This is a genomic window from Corynebacterium sp. MSK019, from assembly GCF_030232425.1.
GTDB lineage: Bacteria > Actinomycetota > Actinomycetes > Mycobacteriales > Mycobacteriaceae > Corynebacterium > Corynebacterium jeikeium_D.
Genome location: NZ_JASPJT010000008.1, coordinates 1 through 22,582 on the forward strand (window position 1 = coordinate 1; position 22,582 = coordinate 22,582).

19 protein-coding genes and 2 tRNA genes are annotated in these 22,582 nt (G+C 63.1%); 5 read left to right on the forward strand and 16 right to left on the reverse strand.

Annotation, left to right across the window (positions count from 1 at the left end):
• Window positions 1-136 precede the first annotated feature (136 nt).
• The 9 genes from QP982_RS06780 to QP982_RS06820 form a co-directional block, all read right to left on the reverse strand.
• A tRNA-Leu gene (locus tag QP982_RS06780) sits at window positions 137-213 on the reverse strand.
• A gap of 12 nt (window positions 214-225) precedes the next feature.
• Window positions 226-1,215: a Ppx/GppA phosphatase family protein gene (locus tag QP982_RS06785; protein ID WP_049172251.1), complete on the reverse strand. Its 990-nt coding sequence runs from the start codon at window positions 1,213-1,215 to the stop codon at window positions 226-228.
• Window positions 1,216-1,752: a DUF501 domain-containing protein gene (locus QP982_RS06790; protein WP_048733959.1), complete on the reverse strand. Its 537-nt coding sequence runs from the start codon at window positions 1,750-1,752 to the stop codon at window positions 1,216-1,218. It lies immediately after the preceding gene.
• 138 nt (window positions 1,753-1,890) lie between these two features.
• Window positions 1,891-2,427, reverse strand: a complete 537-nt coding sequence (locus QP982_RS06795; RefSeq protein ID WP_048733957.1) for an FtsB family cell division protein — start codon at window positions 2,425-2,427, stop codon at window positions 1,891-1,893.
• A gap of 112 nt (window positions 2,428-2,539) precedes the next feature.
• A complete protein-coding gene (gene eno, locus QP982_RS06800) occupies window positions 2,540-3,814 on the reverse strand; it encodes a phosphopyruvate hydratase (RefSeq protein WP_048733955.1) in 1,275 nt (424 codons plus the stop codon).
• A gap of 85 nt (window positions 3,815-3,899) precedes the next feature.
• Window positions 3,900-4,760, reverse strand: coding sequence for a lytic transglycosylase domain-containing protein (locus QP982_RS06805; RefSeq protein WP_284870343.1), 861 nt, complete (start codon window positions 4,758-4,760; stop codon window positions 3,900-3,902).
• 71 nt (window positions 4,761-4,831) lie between these two features.
• Window positions 4,832-5,872, reverse strand: coding sequence for a MazG nucleotide pyrophosphohydrolase domain-containing protein (locus QP982_RS06810; protein ID WP_284870344.1), 1,041 nt, complete (start codon window positions 5,870-5,872; stop codon window positions 4,832-4,834).
• Between the two features lie 7 nt (window positions 5,873-5,879).
• The gene (mfd, locus tag QP982_RS06815; RefSeq protein ID WP_284870345.1) at window positions 5,880-9,506 is read right to left on the reverse strand and encodes a transcription-repair coupling factor; all 3,627 of its coding nucleotides are present in this window, start codon (window positions 9,504-9,506) and stop codon (window positions 5,880-5,882) included.
• Window positions 9,507-9,550: 44 nt separating this feature from the next.
• A complete protein-coding gene (locus tag QP982_RS06820) occupies window positions 9,551-10,243 on the reverse strand; it encodes a TetR/AcrR family transcriptional regulator (RefSeq protein ID WP_141744756.1) in 693 nt (230 codons plus the stop codon).
• Window positions 10,244-10,342: 99 nt separating this feature from the next.
• Between QP982_RS06820 and QP982_RS06825 the strand changes: the two genes are divergently transcribed.
• The 5 genes from QP982_RS06825 (at window position 10,343) to pth (ending at window position 14,621) form a co-directional block, all read left to right on the forward strand.
• Window positions 10,343-10,413, forward strand: a tRNA-Gln gene (locus QP982_RS06825).
• An 87-nt stretch (window positions 10,414-10,500) separates the two neighbouring features.
• Window positions 10,501-11,991, forward strand: a complete 1,491-nt coding sequence (glmU, locus tag QP982_RS06830) for a bifunctional UDP-N-acetylglucosamine diphosphorylase/glucosamine-1-phosphate N-acetyltransferase GlmU (protein WP_049172238.1) — start codon at window positions 10,501-10,503, stop codon at window positions 11,989-11,991.
• A 7-nt stretch (window positions 11,992-11,998) separates the two neighbouring features.
• Window positions 11,999-12,976 (forward strand): ribose-phosphate diphosphokinase, encoded by a 978-nt coding sequence (locus QP982_RS06835; protein ID WP_284870346.1) that lies wholly within the window; start codon window positions 11,999-12,001, stop codon window positions 12,974-12,976.
• Window positions 12,977-13,226: 250 nt separating this feature from the next.
• A complete protein-coding gene (locus QP982_RS06840; RefSeq protein WP_038626221.1) occupies window positions 13,227-13,868 on the forward strand; it encodes a 50S ribosomal protein L25/general stress protein Ctc in 642 nt (213 codons plus the stop codon).
• A 144-nt stretch (window positions 13,869-14,012) separates the two neighbouring features.
• Window positions 14,013-14,621 (forward strand): aminoacyl-tRNA hydrolase, encoded by a 609-nt coding sequence (gene pth / locus QP982_RS06845; RefSeq protein ID WP_049189754.1) that lies wholly within the window; start codon window positions 14,013-14,015, stop codon window positions 14,619-14,621.
• A gap of 230 nt (window positions 14,622-14,851) precedes the next feature.
• Here pth and QP982_RS06850 read toward each other — a convergent pair whose 3' ends face one another.
• The 7 genes from QP982_RS06850 to QP982_RS06880 form a co-directional block, all read right to left on the reverse strand.
• Window positions 14,852-16,585 (reverse strand): ABC transporter ATP-binding protein, encoded by a 1,734-nt coding sequence (locus QP982_RS06850; RefSeq protein WP_147766732.1) that lies wholly within the window; start codon window positions 16,583-16,585, stop codon window positions 14,852-14,854.
• Window positions 16,582-18,360, reverse strand: coding sequence for an ABC transporter ATP-binding protein (locus QP982_RS06855; RefSeq protein WP_049189756.1), 1,779 nt, complete (start codon window positions 18,358-18,360; stop codon window positions 16,582-16,584). Before QP982_RS06855 ends, QP982_RS06850 begins: the two co-directional genes overlap by 4 nt.
• Window positions 18,357-18,857 carry a methyltransferase domain-containing protein gene (locus QP982_RS06860; RefSeq protein ID WP_049189769.1) on the reverse strand — a complete coding sequence of 167 codons (501 nt, stop codon included), beginning with the start codon at window positions 18,855-18,857 and terminating at the stop codon, window positions 18,357-18,359. Before QP982_RS06860 ends, QP982_RS06855 begins: the two co-directional genes overlap by 4 nt.
• A gap of 107 nt (window positions 18,858-18,964) precedes the next feature.
• A complete protein-coding gene (locus tag QP982_RS06865) occupies window positions 18,965-19,702 on the reverse strand; it encodes an ABC transporter permease (protein WP_049189757.1) in 738 nt (245 codons plus the stop codon).
• Window positions 19,699-20,451, reverse strand: coding sequence for an ABC transporter permease (locus tag QP982_RS06870; protein WP_070438218.1), 753 nt, complete (start codon window positions 20,449-20,451; stop codon window positions 19,699-19,701). The genes QP982_RS06865 and QP982_RS06870 overlap by 4 nt, the downstream gene beginning before the upstream one ends.
• A complete protein-coding gene (locus QP982_RS06875; RefSeq protein ID WP_049189759.1) occupies window positions 20,448-21,491 on the reverse strand; it encodes an ABC transporter ATP-binding protein in 1,044 nt (347 codons plus the stop codon). Before QP982_RS06875 ends, QP982_RS06870 begins: the two co-directional genes overlap by 4 nt.
• 211 nt (window positions 21,492-21,702) lie before the next feature.
• Window positions 21,703-22,443, reverse strand: coding sequence for an AMP-binding protein (locus tag QP982_RS06880; RefSeq protein ID WP_049189760.1), 741 nt, complete (start codon window positions 22,441-22,443; stop codon window positions 21,703-21,705).
• Between the last annotated feature and the right edge of the window lie 139 nt (window positions 22,444-22,582).

A 22,582-nucleotide genomic window follows, 5' to 3' on the forward strand; every position in this document is an offset into this window, starting at 1 on the left:
CAACCTCGGCATCCAAAAAGGCTGGATCAAATAACCGCAACACGCCCGGAAAAGACACACTTTTCTTTACTTAACCCGCATGTAGCGCGCACAAATAGCAAAAGGCCAGGTCAGAAAACTCTCTGACCTGGCCTTTTGGTGCCCCCAGTGGGACTCGAACCCACACTGAAAGGATTTTAAGTCCTCTGCCTCTGCCAATTGGGCTATAGGGGCCCCTAAGAAAGATTAATGGGCGATATGGGTGTCTACCAAACTCGCCACAATTCCGTCGAGGATATCCTTCTCGCTGATGTAGAAAAAGCGCTGCTCTTCCTTCGCTGCCTCGGAAAGCGGCAGCGCCTCAAACATGTCCATCAGACCGTCCACAATGATGGAACCGCCGGCGAAGACATCCGCGCGCTTCGGATGCATCACGGGATTGGCAGCGAGGGACTCCGCGTCGGTCTCAATCACGGACGCGGTCAGCGCACGCAACGCCGCAAAGCGCAGCTGCGACAGGTGGATTGCCTCCGGGTCGTAGGTTTCTAGCCCCTGTGCCAGCGCCGACAGCGTGGTGAAGGTCCCGGCGCAGCCGACGATGGTGCGAGCCTTGTCGACAGGCACCTTCGCAACAATCTCGTCGGCCAGCTCCGCAACATACGAACGCGCCTCCTGGACCTGTTCCGCCGTCGGTGGCGAGGCCTGCAGGAACCGTTCGGTCAAGCGCACACTGCCCATAGCCACGGAATCAGAACCGGCTACCGTACCATCGTGGTCACCGACAATAACCTCGGTGGAGCCACCGCCGACGTCAATGACGCAATACGGACCGAGCTCGGGCTCCAAGTCATCTACCGCCCCGCGGAAGGACAGCGCGGCTTCCTCGTCGCCGGAAATAACCTCGGCCTCTGCACCCCACGGAGCGAGAATCTCGCGGGTCATGGCGAAGAAATCGTCGCGGTTGCTTGCGTCGCGTGTCGCCGATGTCGCCACCATTCGGACTGCTTGCACTTTTTCGACCTGCATAAGCTCCGCATACTTCGTCAGAGCCTCCCGCACGCGCTCCAGCGCCTCTGGAGCCAGCATGCCAGTGGCATCCACGCCCTGGCCAAGGCGGACGATTTCCATCAGTCGGTGCAGTTCTGTGATTTCGAGAACTCCATCGACAACCTCGACCCGGCTGATAAGCAGGCGAAGCGAATTAGTGCCGCAGTCGACGGCAGCGAGGGTCGTCATTTATCCCTCCACCCCCGGATACGCAATACCGAGCTCGGCAATCGTGGGCCAATCTGCGGGAATCGCGGTGCCGCGCAGCTTCTCGTTCTCCGCCGCCAGCGCCACCGACTCAGTACCCAGTCGGAAGTGATTCGGCCCCTTGGCCAGCGCGTAGGCAATAAGAACGTGGAGGCACTTCACGCGCGTCGGCATGCCGCCACCGGAGAAGTCCGTGCCCAGGTCTTCCATCTCATTGCGCTCTGCCAGAAACGCCTCGTGCGCGCGCTGGTAATCGGCGGCGAGCTCTTCGTCGCTTTCCAGACGCGCGGTCATTTCTTTCATCACGCCGGTCGTCTCCAACCGAGAGGCCTCGGCGGTGAGTCGCGGATCAGTTAGGTAAAAGAGCGTGGGAAACGGAGTGCCATCGTCCAAGCGCGGCTTCGTCTTGACCACACCAGGAGTGCCGTCGGGGCTGCGGTAAGAGATGTCCACTACACCGCGCGGTTCACGTCCGAGCTGCTCCGCTATCACTTCCAAATCTGCGGTATCCACAGACATCGGTCACACTCCTTTTGCTTCCGTTTTTACTGACACATAATCTCACAGTCGCCTTACAAGCGCGTTGCTTCGCTTTACGACGGCACACTCCGCCGCGCATGCAACCTCACCGAGAGGCTCAGGTAGCCGTATGGAGGTTTAGGACTCCGGTACCGTCGGCAAGCTCTCTGGCCTCGTTGCCTGATCGCGCCCCGGATTCGGGCGAGTCTCTTCGGGTTCGGGCGGGATGGAAATGGAATCCCACAGCGTCTCGTACCACTTCTTAGCCTGGTGCTGCGGAATTTCCTCCGGCTGCGTCACAGGCTGTTCGCCCACGGCCGGATCGAGGATACGGAATGGGGTCTCCCCCGGCTCTACCAGCCCCAGGCGCAGACGTGCCTGCTCCTTAACGTAGGCGGGGTTGGAGTAAAGCTCCTTTTCATCCTCTAACTGCTTAATTCGCTGTTCCATGCGAGCAATATTGTCCTGCGTGGCGGCTACATCCGCCTGCTGTTGTGCAAAAGTCCGCAGCGGAATTGCGAGAACAGAAACTAAGAAAAGCACCAGCAGACCAATACCGATCTTCTGTGCCGTGCTCAGCGAGCGCATTCCTGATGCGATTGCCGCTGCCGAACGCTGCCCCGCCCCTGCGGGGCGCGACTGTGTTCCGCGGCGAGATCGGTCCGATGCACTCATGCCCCACACTCTACCCGACCGCCAGCCGATGAAATAACAAAAACCCGCCCACAACCACGTGCGTGGTGCGGACGGGCAGTGCTAGACGCAGCTTTCGCAGCGCCTCAGCTCTTTACTTGAAGCGCGGGAAAGCGCTGCGGCCAGCGTAGACTGCGGCATCGCCGAGGTACTCTTCGATGCGCAGCAGCTGGTTGTACTTAGCAACGCGCTCGGAGCGAGCCGGAGCACCGGTCTTAATCTGGCCACAGTTCAGGCCGACGGCCAGGTCAGCGATGGTGGTGTCCTCAGTCTCACCGGAGCGGTGGGACATCATGGACTTGTAGCCGGCGTTGTGAGCCATTGCGACGGCCTCGAAGGTCTCGGACAGGGTACCGATCTGGTTGACCTTGACCAGCAGAGCGTTAGCGGCCTTCTTCTCAATGCCCTCTGCCAGACGCTTCGGGTTGGTGACGAAGAAGTCGTCGCCGACGATCTGGACCTTGTCACCAAGCTGAGCAGTCAGGGTGGTGTAGCCCTCCCAGTCATCCTCCTGCAGCGGATCCTCGATGGAGACGATGGCGTAGTTCTCAACCAGGTCAGCGTAGACAGCTGCCATCTCCTCAGCGGTATGCTCGCCGCCCTCGAAGTGGTACTTGCCGTCCTTGAAGAACTCGGAAGAAGCGACGTCGAGAGCCAGAGCGACATCGTCGCCCAACTTGTAGCCTGCGGCCTCAATTGCCTCAACAATCAGGTCAAGAGCAGCCTTGGTGGAGTCAACCGACGGAGCGAAGCCGCCCTCATCACCGAGGCCAGTGGACAGGCCCTTGTCCTTAATGACCTTCTTGAGTGCGTGGTAGACCTCAGCACCGACGCGCAGTGCTTCCTTGAAGGTCGGGGCGCCAATCGGAGCAATCATGAACTCCTGGACGTCAACGCCGGAGTCAGCGTGTGCGCCACCGTTGAGGATGTTCATCATCGGAACCGGCAGAACGTGACCGTTCGGGCCGCCGACGTAGCGGAACAGATCCAGGCCAGCGGACTCAGCAGCAGCCTTGGCAACAGCCATGGAAACACCCAGGATTGCGTTAGCACCCAGGCGGGACTTGTTGTCGGTGCCGTCCAGCTCAATCATGGTCTTGTCAACCAGACGCTGGTCCTCAGCCTCGAGGCCAATAATTGCGTCCTCAATCTCCTCGAGCACAGCGCGGACAGCCTTCTCGACCCCCTTGCCCAGGTAACGGTCTCCGCCATCGCGGAGCTCGTGTGCCTCATGAACGCCGGTGGAGGCACCGGACGGAACCGCAGCGCGGCCCACAGCGCCGTCTTCCAACAGCACCTCAACCTCAACGGTCGGGTTACCACGGGAGTCCAGAATTTCGCGTGCGTTCAACTCGATGATTGCAGCCATAGGTCACCTTTCCGCCGGAACCGTTCCGGCACATGACTCCAATTGTGGCACGGTTTGCCAACCTTCGCCTTAAATCCTTTTCACCCTATGCGGGCTGATTCAGCGCATAGTTCGCCGCAGCATCCCGAACATCGCGAAGATACTGCTCAGACTGGTTATACGAGCGAATTGCAGATGCCCACCCTTCCGGGGTGGCGAGGTCGCGTTCCCCACTGCAGAGCATCCGTGCCGTGGTCGCAGTTGCGTCGTCGATGTTGTTGGGGTCGGCGACGCCATCACCAGAAGCATCCATCGCAAAACGATGCCAGGTCTCGGGAATAAACTGCATCGGCCCCACAGCGCGGTCATACTCTGTGTCACCGTCGAGTTCACCGTTGTCAGTATCGAGAACCTCAGCAAACCCACTCGTGCCGTCCAGCGGCGGACCGATAATCGTCGGACTGACTACCCCATCGGCGCCGATATGAGCCGGCTTGAGCCAATTGCCCGAGTACGTGCCGTGATTAGTCTCCACTTTGCCCAGTCCTGCAAGCGTGTTCCACTCCAGGTGGCAGTTCGGGAACTGTTCTGCCGCAATCACATATGCGTTGCCGTAGGCGCGGAGAGCGTCCTCAGAAATACCCGTCTTCGGGGAAATCTGCTGCGCCCACTGTCGGAGCTGTTCCGAGGTGCGCCCGGGCGCGTTGACATCAATCATCGGCGGTGGCTCAGCCGCAGCAGGCGGCACATTTTCCGGAATCGGCTTCTTGGTCAACGACGGGATTACGGGTCCAGTGAACATAGCCAACGCCCCAACCGTGCCAATGATGATCAGCACCGCCAGGGAGGTTAGACCGAGGCAGCCACAGCCTCTCGAGGACTTCTTTTTCCCCTTACTGCGGCCACGCGGCTTCGCCCCGCGGGGTGCGGGGTGCGCGTATTCATCAAAGGGAGAATTAGAAGGCATGGGGAATTACTCTACGGGGTAGACCGTAAAAATCACTCAAACTCGAGGACAGAAATCACTTTTGCTGGAAACTAGCTGTCGCTTTCCGACGGGCCGAGGTCCTCAGCCTCTTCGTTATCTTCGCTGCCCGCTGCCCACTGCTCAGCACTGCCGGCCTGCTGATTCTCCATCTGGGCCAGCTCAGTCAGGAATGCGCGTGAAGCCTGTCGGGTCCGTTCTTCCGCACCGGACTCAGTCTCCAGCCCCGGGGTCGGGACCAGAATCTCCACTGGAATGTCTGCATCGGACAGTCCCAGTGCACGTGCGCGGCGGATGGCTTCCTCAGCCAAAGTCAGAGCTGGCAGCTGTGTGGCCGGGTTCGAGCGCGGACGTCCGCGGCCGTAAGCCCACAGTCGCTCCTGTTCTTCCTCCGACACCATCTCTCCCTCGGCCACAGTGCCGTCGAAGAGGTACGGCTGACGAGCGCGCATCTTCAAAATAAAGTCGGTCGCCACATCGTCGAAGTCGAAGTCCTCCGCGATTTCAGCGTGGAAGAGGATCTGCAGCAGCAGATCTGACAGCTCGCTACGAATGTCACCGCCCTCGTTGACTGCGTCGACAAACTCGTAGGTCTCTTCAATGAGATACGGCAGCAGGCTCTTGTGCGTCTGGCGAGCTTCCCACTGCCCCGTGCGCCGTGCTGCCGCCATGATGTCCACGGCCTCGACGACGTGGGGCAGACGAGCTGCGGCAAGCTGTTCCTGCGGAGTCAGCGGTTCTGCAACAGGCTCTGCCCCTGGCTCTGCAACCGGTTCTGACTCAGGTTCTTTCACCGAGTCCTGCTGGGGAGCCGCCGCAACCTGAGCTGCCGGAGCTGCTGGGTCCTGCGCATCATCCAGCTCGACCGAGTAGACCTTCTCGCCCGCATCGAGGCGATCGAGTACCTCGTCGTTTTCCATATCGGTGGTGACCAGAATCTCCGCCTGGGACACCGAGTGCCCACCGGCGTCGGCGATTGCCCAGCGCACACGGATCGGGACTTCTTCGGTGTAGCTGACTTCACCGGTCAGCAGGCTAGCGGCTTCCAGCGGAATCGCTGTTGGAAAGCGGCTATCGAGCTTGATGATAGTCATACGGTTTCTAGTCCTTTCCCATGTGCGAGATATCCATACGTGGAATTCCCGCCATCGATGTCAAGAAGTCTGCTACCCACTGCACCAATGCAATATCGCGGACAGGTTTTGCCCGCAACCCTCGCCCTTCCTTCGGCATTCCGACGGAAACCGTGCGCGTTGCCGCACGATAGGTCGCCTGTGGATACAGGCGCTTGAGACGCACCTGCTTGGAGTCAGCAAGCTCCATAGGGGTTATTCTAATGTGCGCACCCATGGCTTGAACTTCATGCACGCCGAATTCCCGGCAAATAATTCGAAGTCGTGAAATAACCGCCAGTCTCTCCACCTCAATGGGTGGGGTTCCGTAACGGTCAACAAGCTCTTCGAGCACTACGTCGATATCGTCCAGCGCACTGGCGGCAGCAAATTTGCGGTACGCCTCTAGACGTAGGCGTTCCGACGACACATATTCGGCCGGAATATTCGCATCGACCGGCAAATCGATCCGCACTTCCTTCGGTTCGTTATCGGAAGCATCCGGAGTTTCACCATCGGCCACTGCCTTCAGCGCGGCCACGGCCTCGCCAACCAGTCGGACGTACATATCGAAGCCGACACCGGCAATGTGACCGGACTGCTCCGCACCGAGGATATTTCCGGCACCGCGCATTTCCAGGTCCTTCATGGCCACAGCCATACCGGCACCCAAGTCATTGTTCTGCGCGATCGTGGACAGACGGTCGTAGGAAGTCTCCGTCAGCGTCTGATTTTCCGGGTAGAGGAAGTAGGCATAGGCGCGCTCACGGGAACGGCCCACACGACCACGCAGCTGGTGCAGCTGGGAAAGGCCCATATGGTGCGCGTTTTCCACAATCAACGTATTGGCGTTGGCAATATCCAGGCCGGTCTCCACGATGGTGGTACACACCAGCACGTCGTACTCGCGCTGCCAGAAGCCATCGACCGTGCGCTCCAGCTGCTCCTCCCCCATCTGACCGTGGGCCACTACCACGCGGGCCTCGGGCACCAAATTGCGGATAGTCTGGGCGACTTTGTCAATGGTTTCCACCTTATTATGCAGGTAGAACACCTGGCCGTCGCGAAGCAGCTCTCGCCTGATAGCAGCGGCGACCTGCTTGTCGGACTGCGCGCCGACGTATGTCAGCACCGGGTGACGGTCCTGCGGCGGGGTGAGAATCTGGCTCATCTCGCGGATGCCAGCAATCGACATTTCGAGCGTGCGCGGAATTGGCGTTGCGGACATGGTGAGTACGTCGACGTGGTGCCGTAGCGCCTTGATGTGTTCCTTGTGCTCGACACCGAAACGCTGCTCCTCGTCAACGATGACCAGGCCGAGTTCTTTCCACTGCACGCCGGTCTGCAGGAGACGATGCGTGCCGATAACAATGTCGACCGTCCCGTTCTTCAACCCTTCGAGGACCTCCTTGGAGTCCTTCGGCGAGGTGAAGCGAGACAGTCCACGGATGGTGACCGGGAAGCCCTCCATACGTTGGGTGAAAGTGGTCAAGTGCTGCTGCGCCAGAAGTGTGGTCGGCACCAACACTGCCACCTGACGGCCATCTTGAACAGCCTTGAAGGCAGCACGCAGTGCCACCTCGGTCTTGCCGTAGCCGACATCGCCGATGAGCACGCGATCCATCGGCACCGGCTTTTCCATGTCGGACTTAATTTCGTCGATGGCCTGCAGTTGATCTTCGGTCTCGGTGAAGGGGAAGTTATCCTCCATCTCCTGCTGCCATGGCGTATCCGGCGCGAACGCGTGGCCCGGCGCGGCTTGGCGCTCGGCGTAGAGCTTGACCAGCTCTTCCGCAATCTCGCGGACGGCACCACGGGCCTTGCGCTTGGTGGACTTCCAGTCCGACCCGCCCATCTTCGACAGGGTGGGCTTTTCGCCGCCGACATAGCGCGACAGCAAATCCAGGCTCTCCATCGGCACGTAGAGCTGGTCCGAGGGACCTCCGCGCTTGCTCGGTGCGTACTCGAGCACCACGTACTCGCGGCGTGCCTGATCCTCGCCCGTGCCGATGGTGCGCTCAGTGAGCTTCACAAACCGACCAATGCCATGCGTGTCGTGCACGACATAGTCACCGGCCTTCAGCGCCAGCGGGTCCACCCGACCACGGCGCTTCGCCGGCTTGCGGCGCCCACCAAGCGCGCCTTCCGCGATGCGGTTACCTGTGATGTCCTGCTCGGTAATCAGAGTCAGCGCGCCACCGGGAATACGCGGGAATACCAGACCACCGTGCAAAACACCCTGGTAGACGGTAATTCTTCCGGACTCGGGATACTCCGGGCCTGCCGCCATGCGCGTCGCAATTCCGGCTTCCCTAAACTTTTCCGCTTGCCGACGCGCCCCCGCGGGCGTCGCCGCCACGTACGCCACTCGCTCCCCCGCGATCGTGGCATCGCGCAGCTGCTTCATCAGGTGACCAATTTCCTTTAAGTCGCCGCGTGGCGCGGGCCCAGGCTCAAAGGTCAGTGGCAGCACATCATCTTCAGTGACTCCCGCCTCCAACATGCCGGGCGGGGAAATATGCCACGAAGTGGGCATCGGGATAGAGGCCAAGCTGCGGTACGCGCTGGGCTCCAGCCCATCGGTGGCAATTGGCGCCGAGCCACCCATCGCAGCAGTTTCCCACGCCGCGGCCATAAACTCCTCGCCTGCACTGATAAGGTCCTGTGCGCGAGAGCGAATGCGCTCCGGCCCGCACATGAGCACATGCGTTTTCTCCGGCATGACCTCAGTGAGCATCTTCATCGGATGCTGACTAATCAGTGGGATCAGCGATTCCATGCCCTCCACCCACTGGCCATCGCCGATGCGGGTGAGCATTTCTTGGACCTGGCCAGAGCGCGTGGTGGCGAGTTTCTCCGCGGCGGCCTTCACATCGTCGTCGATAAGCAGTGCACGACACGGGAAGATATCCAGCTGGTCGACCTCTACCTCAGAGATCGTGCGCTGGTCAGCGACGGAAAAAGCGCGCAGGTCGGTGACCTCGTCACCCCAGAGCTCGATACGTACCGGCAGCTCTTCGGTCGCAGGGAAAACATCGACGATGCCGCCACGCACGGCAAACTGGCCACGCCTGCCGACCATGTCCACATGCGAATAGCCGTGATGCACCAGCCGCTCAACCAGGCTCTCGCAGTCCCGGTCCAGTTGGACGTGAATGGGGGCGCTGGCTTCAGCCTCAAGGTCGTCCACAATCGGCTGCACCAACGAGCGCACCGCCGCAATCAGAACGTCGACCTTGCCCCGGCGAACGTCGTAAAGCGCCTTACGACGCTGCGCCACGGTATCCACCGCTGGCGAAAGCTTCTCATGCGGGAGCGTCTCCCACGAGGGGAACATAGCTACACGGTCGCCGATCATCGACTTGACCTCGGCGGTCAGGTCCTCCGCCTCGCGGCCGGTAGCCGTGACGACCAGCACCGGCACCTTCGTAGACATGGCGTAAATAAGGTGCGAACGCACCGCGTCCGCACCCGTGAGCGCCAGCTCGTCTTCGCCGATGCGCCCGAGCACGCCGACAAATTGAGGATCCGTGACAACGAGGCTTTCCAGCCCCGACAGCGGGTTCGGCAGAATGCTGGGTGTGGCTTTCGCCGAGGAGGACGCAGAAGTTGGCATAGCCCCAATATAACCATGCACCCCGGATCCACCCTGCGTGCTGGTTAGCCGTTCTCCGCCACCTGCATCGGGTCTGCTGCAGCACCTGCCCCGAACTTCGCGCCCTCAGCGGCCGCTGGCACATCAGCGGAACCATGGAGAGTCGGAGAACCCTCCATGCCGGCCAGCCCGTTCCAACACAGGTTCACGATGTGCGCCGCCACTGTCTCCTTATCCGGACTGCGCTTCTCCATCCACCAGCGAGCGGTCTGCGAAACCATACCGACCATGCAGTTTCCGTAGAGCACCGACATGGCCGGGTCGAAGCCGGCGCGTTTGAAAGCCTCGGCGAGGATAGGCGTAACCGACTCAGTGGCATTATTCAGCAGCGTCTCATAGCCACCCGCCACGCCGGGGTCGCGAGAAATAATGGAGAATCCCTCCGGGTTTTCCTCCACATAAGTCAGCAGTGCCAACACCGCCTGTTCGATGCGGTAACGCGAGCGCCCCAGGGACAACGCTTCCCTAATCGTGGCCTCCAGGGTCTTCATCTCCTGGTCGACAACTGCCTGGTAGAGCCGCTCTTTGGTGCCGAAATGCTCGTAGACAACCGGCTTTGAGACCCCGGCTGCGGCAGCGATCTCCTCCATTGAGGCGGCATCAAGCCCCTTGGCGGCAAAGATTCCACGGCTGACTTCTGTCAGCTGAGCTTTGCGCTGTGGACCGGTCATACGTCGTCTCGGAGAATTGGAGGCCATGCTTTTAGATTAGTGGCTAAAGTCTTGCTATCGTATATCGCAGGCGCAAGCGAGTTGGCTGAGTCGAATCAGCCATGCAATTTTTCGCGTTTGCCCCATTCTCCCATGGTGTAATGGCAACACTCCGGTTTTTGGTACCGGCATTCTAGGTTCGAGTCCTGGTGGGAGAGCAAGCGGGGGGCCGGCCCCTTAATTAAGAAGTGACTTTTCGCCCCGCCGTGACCGTGATGCACCCTGACCGAGGAGTAGCAAGTTTCATGTCGAACGGTTCGGCCACCGCTGTGGTCATTCTCGCCGCGGGTCAAGGCACCCGAATGAAATCCGATACGCCGAAAATGCTGCACGCTATCGGCGGTCGTACCATGTTGGAGCACGCGCTCTATGCCGCCAAGGGCATTAATCCGGATGAGATTGCTGTTGTCGTTGGCCACCAGCGCGAAAAGGTAATCGACGCCATCGGGACTTGGGCTTCGGATACCGAGCACTCCAACGGTGTCGTCATTGCCCACCAGGACGAGCAAAACGGTACCGGCCACGCTGTTCAGTGCGCGCTGGAGCACCCCGAGCTGCAGAACTTCGATGGCACCATTCTGGTGACCACTTCCGATGTTCCGCTGCTGGATTCCGAAGCGCTCCAGGCGCTGCTCGAAGAGCACAACCGCAAGCCACGCGCAGCTGTGACTGTGCTGACCTCCACTGCTGACAACCCGCACGGCTACGGCCGCATCGTTCGCAACGCCGACGGCGAAGTTCTGCGCATCGTGGAGGAAAAGGACGCCTCCGACGAGGAACGCGAGATCACCGAGGTCAACTCCGGTGTCTACGCATTTGATGCCGAGACCCTGGCAAACGCTCTCAAGCAGCTGGACACCAACAATGCCCAGGGCGAGCTCTACCTCACCGATGTCATCGGCATCGCCCGTGAGGCCGACCGCTCAGTGCGCGGTCACCGCCTCGCCGACGCCACCGTCGTCGCCGGTGTCAATGACCGCGTCCAGCTGGCTACCCTTGGCCGTGAGCTCAACCGTCGCACCTGCGAGGCAGCTATGCGCGGGGGCGCCACTATCGTCGATCCGGACACCACGTGGATTGACGTTGAGGTGGAAATCGGCCGCGACGTCACGATTCTGCCGGGCACGCAGCTGCACGGCAAGACCGTGATTGGCGACGGGGCCACCGTGGGACCGGACACGACGCTGACCAACATGGTCGTCGGCAAGCGCGCCAGCGTCGTACGTACACACGGTTCCGATTCGGAGATCGGCGAGGATGCGACGGTCGGACCGTTCACCTACATTCGCCCGAACACCAAACTCGGTGTCGGCGCGAAGCTCGGCGGCTTCGTAGAAGCGAAGAACGCGCAGATTGGAAACGGTTCGAAGGTTCCGCACCTGACCTACGTCGGCGATGCGGAGATTGGCGAGCACTCCAACATTGGTGCCTCCAGCGTGTTCGTGAACTACGACGGTGTCAACAAGCACCGCACTGTTATCGGCTCGCATGTTCGCACCGGCTCCGACACCATGTTCATCGCTCCGGTGACCGTGGGTGATGGTGCGTACTCAGGTGCAGGTACTGTTATTAAGGACGACGTTCCTCCGGGAGCATTGGCGGTCAGTGGTGGCCGTCAGCGCAACATCGAGGGATGGGTCGAGCGGAAGCGTCCAGGTACCGCTGCTGCTGAGGCAGCGCAGGCGGCGCAGGTAGCTGACAACGCTGACAACAACAAGGAAGACCAGGAAGGCTAGACGGCAGATGACCGGCCAGTGGATCGATAACCAAAAGAACCTCATGCTCTTCTCCGGAAGGGCACACCCGGAATTGGGCGAGGCAGTTGCCAAGGAGCTCGGCACAGAGCTGACTCCGATGACCGCTCGTGATTTTGCCAACGGTGAAATCTTCGTGCGCTACGAGGAATCCGTCCGCGGTTCCGATGCCTTCGTGCTGCAGGCGCACCCGGCACCGCTGAACAAGTGGCTCATCGAGCAGCTGATTATGATTGACGCGCTCAAGCGCGGTTCGGCCAAGCGCATCACCGCTATCCTGCCGTTCTTCCCATACGCCCGCCAGGACAAGAAGCACCGTGGCCGTGAGCCGATTTCCGCTCGCCTGGTCGCTGATCTGCTCAAGACCGCAGGCGCTGACCGCATCGTCTCCGTGGATCTCCACACCGACCAGATTCAGGGCTTCTTCGACGGCCCGGTCGATCACATGCACGCCATGCCGATTCTGTCGGAGTACATCAAGAAGAACTACTCCCTGAACAACCTGGTCGTGGTCTCCCCTGACGCCGGCCGTGTGAAGGTTTCCGAGAAGTGGGCCAACACCCTGGGCGACGCCCCGCTGGCCTTCATTCACAAGACCCGTTCCGTCGATGTCGCAAACCAGGTTGTCGCCAACCGCGTGGTCGGCGAGGTCTCCGGTAAGACCTGTCTGCTCATCGACGACATGATTGACACCGGCGGCACCATCGCCGGCGCTGTCAAGGTGCTGCGTGAGGCTGGCGCTGAGGATGTCATCATCGCTACCACGCACGGCGTCTTCTCCGACCCAGCTCGCGAGCGCCTGTCGAAGTGCGGTGCCCGCGAGGTCATCACCACCGATACCTTGCCGCAGTCCACCGAGGGCTGGGACAACCTGACCGTCCTGCCAATCGCACCACTGCTGGCTAAGACGATCCACGAGATCTTCGAAAACGGTTCCGTCACCACTCTCTTCGAGGGCCAGGCATAAGCTCTTTCCGCTTGCTGACGGGCACCCCGCCGCGACCAGCAACCTAGTTTTGCTGGTGGTGGCGGGGTTTGCTGTTTGACCTGTTAGTCCACTACAATTTTTCCGGTAAGTCTCGGCGAGGGCGGCCACAGTAGGTGGTTGCCGTTATCGACGCGACGCTCGCAGCCCAACTTTTGCGCCCACGGTGGCATGGATGCGGCACGTGCTCGACTCGACGACTCAGTATCGAATCGTTTAGGAGTCCATTTTCATGGCAAAGCCCAACATCATCAAGATTGATGCTCGTAACCGCACCGAGTTCGGCAAGGGTGCCGCTCGCCGTGCCCGCGTTGCTGGCGACATCCCGGTTGTCATCTACGGCGCTGACCTGGATGCTCCGAAGCACATCCTCGTTGACACTCTGGATTTCCACGCTGTCATCCGTAACCACGGTGTCAACGCTGTTCTGGACGTCAACATCGAGGGCGAGTCCCAGCTGTCCATGGTTAAGGCTGTTGACCAGAACCCGCTGACTCTCGACATCGACCACGCTGACCTGCTCGCCATTCACCGTGACGAGAAGGTTGAGGTTGAGGTTCCGGTCGTTCCGACTGGCGAGCTCGCTCCGGGTGCCCTGCTCATGCAGGATGCCGAGACCATTCTGGTCAACGCACCGGTTCTGGCTATTCCGGAAGAGATCGAGGTCTCCGTCGAGGGTGCAGAGGTCGGCACCATGGTTCACGCCGGCGACGTTACCCTGCCAGAGGGCCTGGTCCTCACCGACGACGCTGACCTGCTCATCTTCAACATCGTCGAGCCGGAGGAGGAGCCGGCTGGTGACGTCGATGCCGACATCGAGGGCATGGGCGAGGCTGAGACCCCGGATGAGCCAGCTGAGGAATCCGCTGAGTAATGTAAGCGCTGAATAGCTCTAGCTGACTGAGCCAATACAGGCTTTCACGCTTAGCTAACAAAAAAGGGACGGACGCTCTTGTCCGTCCCTTTTTTGCACTCCCCAAAATCAAAAGATTGCTTACCGTGTGCCAAGATTGAACTCATGAACGCCTCCACCACGCCTCTACTTGTCGTGGGCCTCGGCAACCCTGGGCCCAAATATGAACTCACCCGCCATAACGTCGGACATCTGGTGCTAGATGAACTAGCTAGCCGGACTTCTCCGATGCCGTCGTCGTTTAGCGTGCACAAGAAGTCCAACGCTGAGATTGTGCAGACTCGGTTTAAAACCTCCGATGGTGGCGAGCGACAGGTGATTCTGGCTAAACCCCGGACGTACATGAATCTGTCGGGTGGGCCGGTCGCGGCGCTGGCGAAGTTCTTCAACATCGCACCTACCGACGTCGTGGTGGTCCACGATGAGCTGGATCTGGACCCGGGCGTGGTCCGTCTCAAACGTGGCGGTGGCGAGAATGGCCACAATGGGCTGCGTTCGACCTCGAAGTCATTGGGCACGAAGGACTACATGCGCGTGCGCATTGGCATTGGTCGTCCTCCGGGCCGCCAGGATCCAGCTGATTATGTGCTGCGCAACTTCAATGCCAAGGAGCGCGAGGAACTCGCTTTCACCCTGCCCACCGCGGCGGAGGCAGTGGAGCTAATCGCCAGCCACGGGCTGGAAATTGCTCAGAACCAGGTGCACGGGCGGTAGCAGATAGAGGCAAATGGCAGCAACGAGCCCCCTTCCCTCCCAACTTTCACTGGGATGAGAAAAGGGGGGCTATTTTCGCGTTCCCGGGAGCTTCATTCTTTACAGCTCGTCGGTGTTCGTGCTGCTCGGCGTTTTCGTCGGCGGTTTCGCTCTGTCCACCGAGCGCCTGGCGGTGGGATTCGGGAAGCTGCGGCAGGGCGCCCGTGAGGGCATCAACCAGGTGATGAGGATCAGGCGCCCGGGGAGCTCCCCGTCCGGCACGCCCACGACTCGGCGTAGCGACCGCCCTTCGCCAGCAATTCATCGTGCGTACCCCGTTCTGCGACCGTCCCGTCCTCTGACAGCACGACGATGAGGTCGGCATCGCGGACGGTGTGCAGGCGATGGGCGACGACGATCACGGTGTGATCGCCGCGCAACGCCTCCATCGTGCCGACGATCGCCCGCTCAGTGGCCGCATCCAGCGAGGATGTCGGCTCGTCGAGAAGCACCACCGGGGAATCCTTCAAAAGCGCCCGGGCGATGGCGAGGCGCTGCCGCTCGCCTCCCGACAGCAGCGTCCCCTCCTCCCCCACCGGGGTATCCCACCCGGAAGGCAGCAGCTCCACGATGCGGTCCACCCCGGAACGCCGGGCGGCCTCGCGCAAGCGGTCCCCGTCACCGGGCCCGGAACCGAATTCGGGGTCGGCGAAGACCACGTTGTCCCGCACGGACGCGTCGAAAAGGAACGTCTCCTGGAACACCGGGGTCACCAGCGAGTTCACGCCGTCGGTGCCGATCCGAGGCAAGGGCACCCCGCCGATGAGGATCTCCCCCGAGTCCGGATCATGAAAACGCGACAGCAGCCGCATGACCGTCGTCTTGCCCGCCCCCGACGGTCCTACTACGGCAACCAGCGCTCCCTGAGGTGCACGGAAGCTGACGCCGTCGAGAACCTTCTTATCCCCGTACCCGAAGCTCACGCCGCGGAACTCCACGTCATGCCCGTCGGGCGGCTCCGGTGCGGCAGGTTCGGGAAGGGCGGGGATTGCCCGCAGGTCACGCAACGCAGCCAACGTGTTGCGGCCCGCACCGAAACCGCCGGACAACGCTCCCGCCGTGGTGATCGGTCCGGTGAACTGGACGACCACGATGAGCATTGGCGCCAAATGCGCCGGCGCCATCCCGCCCGTCGCGGCGACTGCCACGGCGACGATTACCGCCGCCGTGAACACCGCATGGACGACCGAACTCAACCGTCCGATGGCCGCCCCCTGCGTCGACGTCGCCTTCGCGAACGCATCGTGTTGGGCCCGGATTGCCTCATCCACCATCGCGTCCGCCGCCGAACCGTCGCTCGCGGCGCGAATCGCCTGCTGGCAGCGGGTGAACTCGATCAGCCTGCCGGAGACGGCAGCGACGGCGTCAGCATGCGCTTCGTCCGACTCCCCGCCGACCCGGCCAATGGCCCGGTAGGCGAAGAAGAGCACCGGCGCCGACGCGACGAGAACCAAACCGACGCGCCAATCCACCGCCAGAATTCCGAAGGCGATGACGGTCGGCGCAACCACCGCGGCGATGACGGGCCGCAGGATCACGTGCGGCACGGACGCCGCGAACGCGATACCCGACGACGCCATCTCCGAAAAGCGGCCGGCCGTGGACTTGGTGACGTACCCGAGTGGCAACGTCAGCACCCGTTCGCCCAGGGAACGCAGCAGGGACGACAGCACCGCTGCGGAATTCGCCCTGCCGACCGTCCCCGCGGCGAGGGACAGCACCGCATGGGCGGCCGCGAGGCCGGCGATGACGCCGGTTAAACGCCACGCCGTCGCATCATCTCCCTCGGCCAGAGCCGACAGCAGCGGCAGCAGCGCGACGAACGCCGCTCCCTGGGCCAGCGCGGCAAGCGCGGCCAACGCAATGAGCCACGCCAGCGTCATTCTCGAGCGCCGATCTGTCATCGACCACAAGTCCCGAATCATCGGTTCCCCGCCTTTTCATCGTCTGATTCAGTGCCCCGCGGGGCGGATGGTTCGTCGTCGAGCGCGAACGCGCGCCACAAATCCCGGTAGCGGCCACCGCGCGCAAGCAACTCGTCGTGGGTACCCGCCTCCGCGACCGCTCCCCCATCGAGAACGAGGATGCGGTCGGCGTTGCGGATCGTGCTCAACCTGTGCGCGATCACAATCACCGTCCGCGAACGGGCCAAACGCTCGATTGCGGACTGGATGAGGGCCTCGGAAGCCGGATCCGCGTAAGCGGTTGCCTCGTCGAAGATGAGCACCGGCGCGTCCGTGACGATCGACCTCGCGATGGCCACGCGCTGCGCCTCACCACCGGAAAAGGTCACGTCGACGTTGACCACCGAATCCAGACGCTTCGGCAGCGCCGCGATGACCGCATCGAGGTTCGCGAGCTTCGCGGCCGCCATGATTTCGCCGTCGGTGGCGTCTCTCCTGGCCAGCCGGATGTTCTCCCGCAACGGCAGCGTGAGCAACTGCGGATCTTGGAACACCACCGACACCGAGCGGTGCACGTCGCGCACGGCAATGTCGCGAAGATCGGCGCCGCCCAGCAGCACCGAGCCTTCAACGGGGTCGTGGAAACGCGCCAACAGCCGGGCGACGGTGGACTTTCCGGAACCGGAGGACCCCACCAGCGCAGTGAGGGTCCCCGGTTCGAACGTCGCGGACATCCCGTCGAGGACCCGCGGCCCATCGCCGTAGGAGAAGACCAGGTTCCGGACCTCGAGCGCGCCTCCGCGCACGGGCACCGGATCGGCGGGCTCGGCGATCGGCGGCGTGCCCAGCACCTCCGCGATGGATTTCAGGGCGGCAATCCCCGCGATGATGGGTTCGGAGTTCATGGCTACCCGCACGATCGCCGCGGAGAGTCCAAGGCCGAGAACCAGCCCGGCGACGAGACCTTCCGGTGTGCCGCCCGCGGCGTCCCTCAGAGCGAGGCCGGCGCCGCACACCACTGCGAGGACCGTGATCGGAGACGTCACCACGTCGATGAGCCCAAGATAGATGTTCGACTGCCGGGACCAGGCGGACCACGCGCGGACGAACGACGACGCCGCGGCATCGTAGCGGCCCGAGCCCTGGTTGGCGCGTCCGAAGGACTTCATCACCGGGATGCCGCGCACCAACTCGATGACCGCGGCCGTCACTCCTTCGGAGGCTCGCTCGTAGTCGCGCTGAAGGCCGGCGCCACGCGACATCATTACGCCCATCAGGGCGAAGGTGACCAGCACCGGGACGACCGCCACCGCCGCGATTCGCCAATCCACCGCGACGAGCGCGATGAGGGAAAGCAGGGGAACCAGCACCGCCACCACGGTCTCACCGACGGTGTGGCCCATGAGCTGGTGGACAGCCGCGACGTCCTTCTCAACCGACCCGATGATTCCCGACGAGCGCCGGGCGTCTAGCCAGCCCAGCGGCAACTTCCGGATTTGGGCGACCAGCCGGCGCCGGAGGTGGAGCTGCAGGTCGTTATCCGCCCGGTGCGAGAGCATGCCGGCGGCGCCGTCCGCGGCCATGCGCACCGTTGCGGCGACGACGATGACAGCCACGGCCAACCACGTCCGATGCTCCGGGGCCTCCGGGTACGTCATCGCGATGTCGATGATGCCGACCAGCGAAGCGACGGTAGCCACCGACGACAGGACGGATAACGCGACCACCGCACGCATCCGGGTCCGGATCGGGGCGAGCAGCGACCACGGGCCTACGGTCCCGTCCACGGCGCTCACTTGCCCGCCTCCCCGATCGCGCTTTTCTTCGTGAGAGTGCAGAAGTACACCATGCCGGCGTGTGAGGCTCCGCCCAGCTTCAGCCCGTTGGCTTCGGCGAGGTCCTCGAGCTCGCTGCCCCGGAACACCCGGTGGCCCATCTTCGCCATGACGGCCATGTCGACCCGCTCGTTCACGTCGGGATCCTCGGCGAACGTCTGCACGTAAGCGATGCCGCCGTCGGCGAGCAGCCTGGCGACCCTGCCGAGCGCGGCACCTGCATCCTTCATTTGGTGGAGCGCGCCGCACACCCAGATTTCATCGGTCCTGCCGGGCTCTCCCGCGAGCGGCGCGAGGACGTCGGCGACGTGGAATTCCGTCCGGGCCCCGAGCCCGTCGACGGCGGCGGCGTCCATCGGTTCACGCGCATAGCGGCTGAGGAACCTCGGCTGGACCTTGTCCTGGTAGGCCGCGAGGAGTCTGCGGTTGTTCTGGACGATCTGGGCAATCGACTTCATCTGGTTCTGTCTCCGGGGTGTGTGGGCCGCGTCCGCGCGGCCGTTTCGGGTTAGGTGCTCGGGTTCGCGGGCCGTCGTCGGCGGCGATGCCCCCGTGGACGTGCCCGTCATGCAGACTCCCCCGGCCTCGTTTTCACGGCGATGCCCCACGCCGCGAGCACGGCGATGCCTAAGAACCAGGCCGCGCAGACCACCAGACCCGCAGCCCCGGTGCCGTTGACGGCCTCGCCGGCCGCGGATACGGGGGTGTGCCCGGCGATTCCGCGCAGGAGAGGACGGAAGTGGTCGGCGGGCATGAGCACCGTGTTGACGAACATCGCAACGATGATTAACGGGATGAGGGCCACGGAGCCCTGGGGGCTGGTGATGGAGAACGCGATGTACGTGCCGGTGCATGCGGCCGCCGCGGCAACCATCGCGCCGGTCATCGCGATCCTCCACCACCAGGACGCCTCAGGGGGGCTGTCGGAAAGCAAGGCGGCCACCGCCGCGACGACGGCCGTCATCGCCATGATCCGGATGAACTCGGCGATGATCCGTGCGGCCGGCACGGCCGCGTACGGCGCCGGCATGGTGATTAACCGCTCGTGGAGGCCATTGCTGCGTTCAACGAACACGGTGGACGATCCCGTGATGGCCAGGATGAACGCCCACGCCGTCACGACCAGGATGACCGCGTTCGGGAGTTCGAACTCTCCGGTGAGCTGCCTGACCAGGCCACCGAACATGCGGTTGACGATGAACAGGTACACGAGCGGAGCAATGAACGTCATGAACCAGAAGTCGGGGCGCCGCAGCCAAATGTGGGCGATGCGCCGCAGATGCACGAAGATGGGGCCGATCATGATTCGCTCCTCGAGGTGAACCGGCGGATGAACAGGACGATTCCGGCGACCGCCGCGACACCGAGCCACAGGGCGGCCTCTTCCCCGGCGCGATCCGGGAAGGCGTCCGGGGACGCCGCCCTAATCACCTCGATCACCGGCGAAAAAGGCATGTGGCGCACGACGTCGCGAAGGGAGCCGTCCAAAGCGGTCGCCGGAATGAACGCGGTGGAGAACATGAGCAGCAGCATTTCCAGCGCCTGGATCGATGAGGCCGTCGACACCGGGGCGGGCACCATCAGGATCACCCCGTCCGTGACCAGGGACAGGACCGCCGCGGCGAGCAGCGACCACAGGACAGTCCACGCGACGTCACCGATAGCCATGTCGAGGCCGCAGGACCACGCGACGACCAGCAGCGCCGCGATCGACGCGGACATCCGCAGCACATCGGTGGCGAGCCTGCCGGCGACATAGCCGCCTGTGGCCCCGGGCAACACGCGCACGCGGTCAACGAGCCCGGACTCGACGTCCTGTCCCACTGCCATCGCCGACGCCGCGGCGGTGAACATCGCCGCCTGGAACAGGCAGCCGCCGAGCACGAAACGCAGGTACCCGAAGCCGGATTGCCCCGCCGAGTACCCAAACACCGCGTACAGGCACAGCAGGAAGAGCGGCGGAACTACGAACATGGAGATCAGCGACGCGGTGTTGCGTCGCAACAGCAGCAGATCCCGGCGGAGAAACGCCGCGACCGACGTCGCACTCATCGCGCCGCACCCCCTGCGTTCATCGATATGAACACCTCGTTGAGGGTGGGCGGCGACACGCTCAGCGAATCCGGCGACGCTTCCGAGGCCTCCATCGCCTGCGCCACCGCCTCGAGGACCCGCGGTCCGGGGTCGACGTCGAGGGACACCGACTTCCCCGCGACGCGGGCGCCGTCCAGGCACGTTCCCCCGAGGCAGCGGGCGAACGCCTCCGCCTCGGCGGCGGTGGCAAAGGACACGCGGAGCACGTGCGACCCGAAGTCGCGGCGCAATTCCTCCGGCGTTCCGCTGGCGACGATGCGGCGATCCTTGAGCAGATGGACGTGGTCTGCCAGCGCCTCCGCCTCTTCCAGGTACTGGGTGGTCAGCACCAGGGTCATTCCGTCGTCCCGCAGTTGCCGGATGAAGCCCCACAGCTCTTCGCGGCTGACCGGGTCCAGCCCCGTCGTGGGTTCGTCGAGGAACAGCAGCCTGGGCACGACGCACAGCGACGCGGCGATGTCGAGGCGGCGCCGCATGCCACCCGAATAGGCCGACGCCAGCGTCGAGGCACTGTCCGCGAGCGAGAATTGCGCGAGCAGTTCCGTCGCGCGGGCGGCCGCGGCGGCGCGGTCGAGTCCGCGCAGCCGCCCGAAGAACTCCAGGTTCTCCCGGCCGGTGAGGTTCTCGTCGATCGCCGCGAATTGGCCGGTGGTGGCAATGTCAGCGCGCACGCCCGCCGGGTCCTCTTTCACATCGCGCGAGAAGATGCTCACCTCGCCGGAGTCGGCGGTGATGAGCGTCGACAGGATTCGGATGAGGGTGGTCTTGCCTGCACCGTTGTGGCCGAGGAACGACACGATCGCCCCGGTGGGCACGGTGAAACTCACGCCGTCGAGCACATGCTTGCGCATCCGGGCACCGCGCTTTCCCTTGCGGCCGCCGTCCGGCGGGGCACCTGCCCCGCCTTCGGGCGGGGTGCCCGCTTTGCCCGCAATCGGGTAGCTCTTCGTGAGGTCGCGGACGACAATCGCCGCACCTCGTTCAGCTTGATCCGTCATCGTTTCCCCTTTCCTTTGGTATCGCAGTGGGCCGCTGTCGGCAGCGGCCCCGTGGTCGGGTTGTCATGCGGCACCTCGATATGGATGCCCGCATCTCGGGCGAAGGCGAGGACCGGTTCGAGGAGCCGGGGGTGGCCGACGAGATCCCGGCACCCCGGCGCGACCGGCTTCCCCGCGACCGCCACAACGGTGGCGGCAGCAATCGCCGCGGTCATTTTGTAGGAACCCGGGCCGGTCGCCCGGACGACGGTCGTTTCGGCCGGTGCCTGGTCACGGCCTCGAACCACCTCGGGGGATCGGCGACCACCTCGGAAACCGGCAGCAACACCTGGTCGTAACCACGAAAAAGGGCGTAGACGTGGAAGCCGATCAGCGAAAGGTTGTGGGTCAAAGGTAGCCACGTGAGCATCTTGTTCTCGTACCGGTGTGCGTGGCGTGGGATCGTCGCGTGCAGACCGTTCAGCACGGACTCGTTGGTTACGATGACGCCCTTTGGCGATCCCGTGGAGCCGGACGAAAACTGGATAAGGGCTTCGCCGGCCGTCCCACCTCGCACCGGGAACGCGGGGACCGCCCCGGAGCCATCCCCGGAATCCACGTCCCCCGCCTGAGAGAAGTCCGATTCAGCATCACCCGGCATCGCCGCACCCGGTTCCGCGGCAGCGTCATTGACGATGGACACGTCGAGCAGCCGGTCCTCGCCCACGACCACGGCACCGTTTGCGCCGGTGAGCAGCGTGTGACTGCGTTCGTCGACCAGGATCGGGGCCCCGGGCATCATGTCCGAGAGCGTCCGCACCCTGTCGACGTCAACCGGGCCCGCCACCGCCTCCGCATGGACCCGGCCATACGGGACGAAGACGTCCCGCCGATTCTCGACGAAGGTGATCCCCTTTTTCGTCTCATCGGCCTTGTCCCGAAGCACGTCGCTGATGGTCCGGATCGTGTTCATTGGTACCTCTTTCGGTTGTCGGCGCCATGCCGGTGCCGGGCGGACCGGGCCGCATGGCGTGACCCGGCGGATGTGTCTGAAGGGTGGAAAGGGTGAAGAAACTGGGTGGGGCGCGTCTCCGCACAAGCTCGGAACCGCT

Excerpts from the sequence above, each read along its gene's own strand:
- QP982_RS06870 (WP_070438218.1), bottom strand. The coding sequence starts at position 20,451 with ATGAGTGCGACGTCGGTCGCGGCGTTTCTCCGCCGGGATCTGCTGCTG.
- QP982_RS06850 (WP_147766732.1), bottom strand. The coding sequence starts at position 16,585 with ATGATTCGGGACTTGTGGTCGATGACAGATCGGCGCTCGAGAATGACG.
- QP982_RS06805 (WP_284870343.1), bottom strand. The coding sequence starts at position 4,760 with ATGCCTTCTAATTCTCCCTTTGATGAATACGCGCACCCCGCACCCCGC.
- glmU (WP_049172238.1), top strand. The coding sequence starts at position 10,501 with ATGTCGAACGGTTCGGCCACCGCTGTGGTCATTCTCGCCGCGGGTCAA.
- QP982_RS06880 (WP_049189760.1), bottom strand. The coding sequence starts at position 22,443 with ATGAACACGATCCGGACCATCAGCGACGTGCTTCGGGACAAGGCCGAT.
- QP982_RS06840 (WP_038626221.1), top strand. The coding sequence starts at position 13,227 with ATGGCAAAGCCCAACATCATCAAGATTGATGCTCGTAACCGCACCGAG.
- QP982_RS06835 (WP_284870346.1), top strand. The coding sequence starts at position 11,999 with ATGACCGGCCAGTGGATCGATAACCAAAAGAACCTCATGCTCTTCTCC.
- QP982_RS06820 (WP_141744756.1), bottom strand. The coding sequence starts at position 10,243 with ATGGCCTCCAATTCTCCGAGACGACGTATGACCGGTCCACAGCGCAAA.
- mfd (WP_284870345.1), bottom strand. The coding sequence starts at position 9,506 with ATGCCAACTTCTGCGTCCTCCTCGGCGAAAGCCACACCCAGCATTCTG.
- QP982_RS06865 (WP_049189757.1), bottom strand. The coding sequence starts at position 19,702 with ATGATCGGCCCCATCTTCGTGCATCTGCGGCGCATCGCCCACATTTGG.
- QP982_RS06860 (WP_049189769.1), bottom strand. The coding sequence starts at position 18,857 with ATGAAGTCGATTGCCCAGATCGTCCAGAACAACCGCAGACTCCTCGCG.
- QP982_RS06795 (WP_048733957.1), bottom strand. The coding sequence starts at position 2,427 with ATGAGTGCATCGGACCGATCTCGCCGCGGAACACAGTCGCGCCCCGCA.
- QP982_RS06785 (WP_049172251.1), bottom strand. The coding sequence starts at position 1,215 with ATGACGACCCTCGCTGCCGTCGACTGCGGCACTAATTCGCTTCGCCTG.
- QP982_RS06790 (WP_048733959.1), bottom strand. The coding sequence starts at position 1,752 with ATGTCTGTGGATACCGCAGATTTGGAAGTGATAGCGGAGCAGCTCGGA.
- QP982_RS06810 (WP_284870344.1), bottom strand. The coding sequence starts at position 5,872 with ATGACTATCATCAAGCTCGATAGCCGCTTTCCAACAGCGATTCCGCTG.
- eno (WP_048733955.1), bottom strand. The coding sequence starts at position 3,814 with ATGGCTGCAATCATCGAGTTGAACGCACGCGAAATTCTGGACTCCCGT.
- QP982_RS06875 (WP_049189759.1), bottom strand. The coding sequence starts at position 21,491 with ATGACGGATCAAGCTGAACGAGGTGCGGCGATTGTCGTCCGCGACCTC.
- pth (WP_049189754.1), top strand. The coding sequence starts at position 14,013 with ATGAACGCCTCCACCACGCCTCTACTTGTCGTGGGCCTCGGCAACCCT.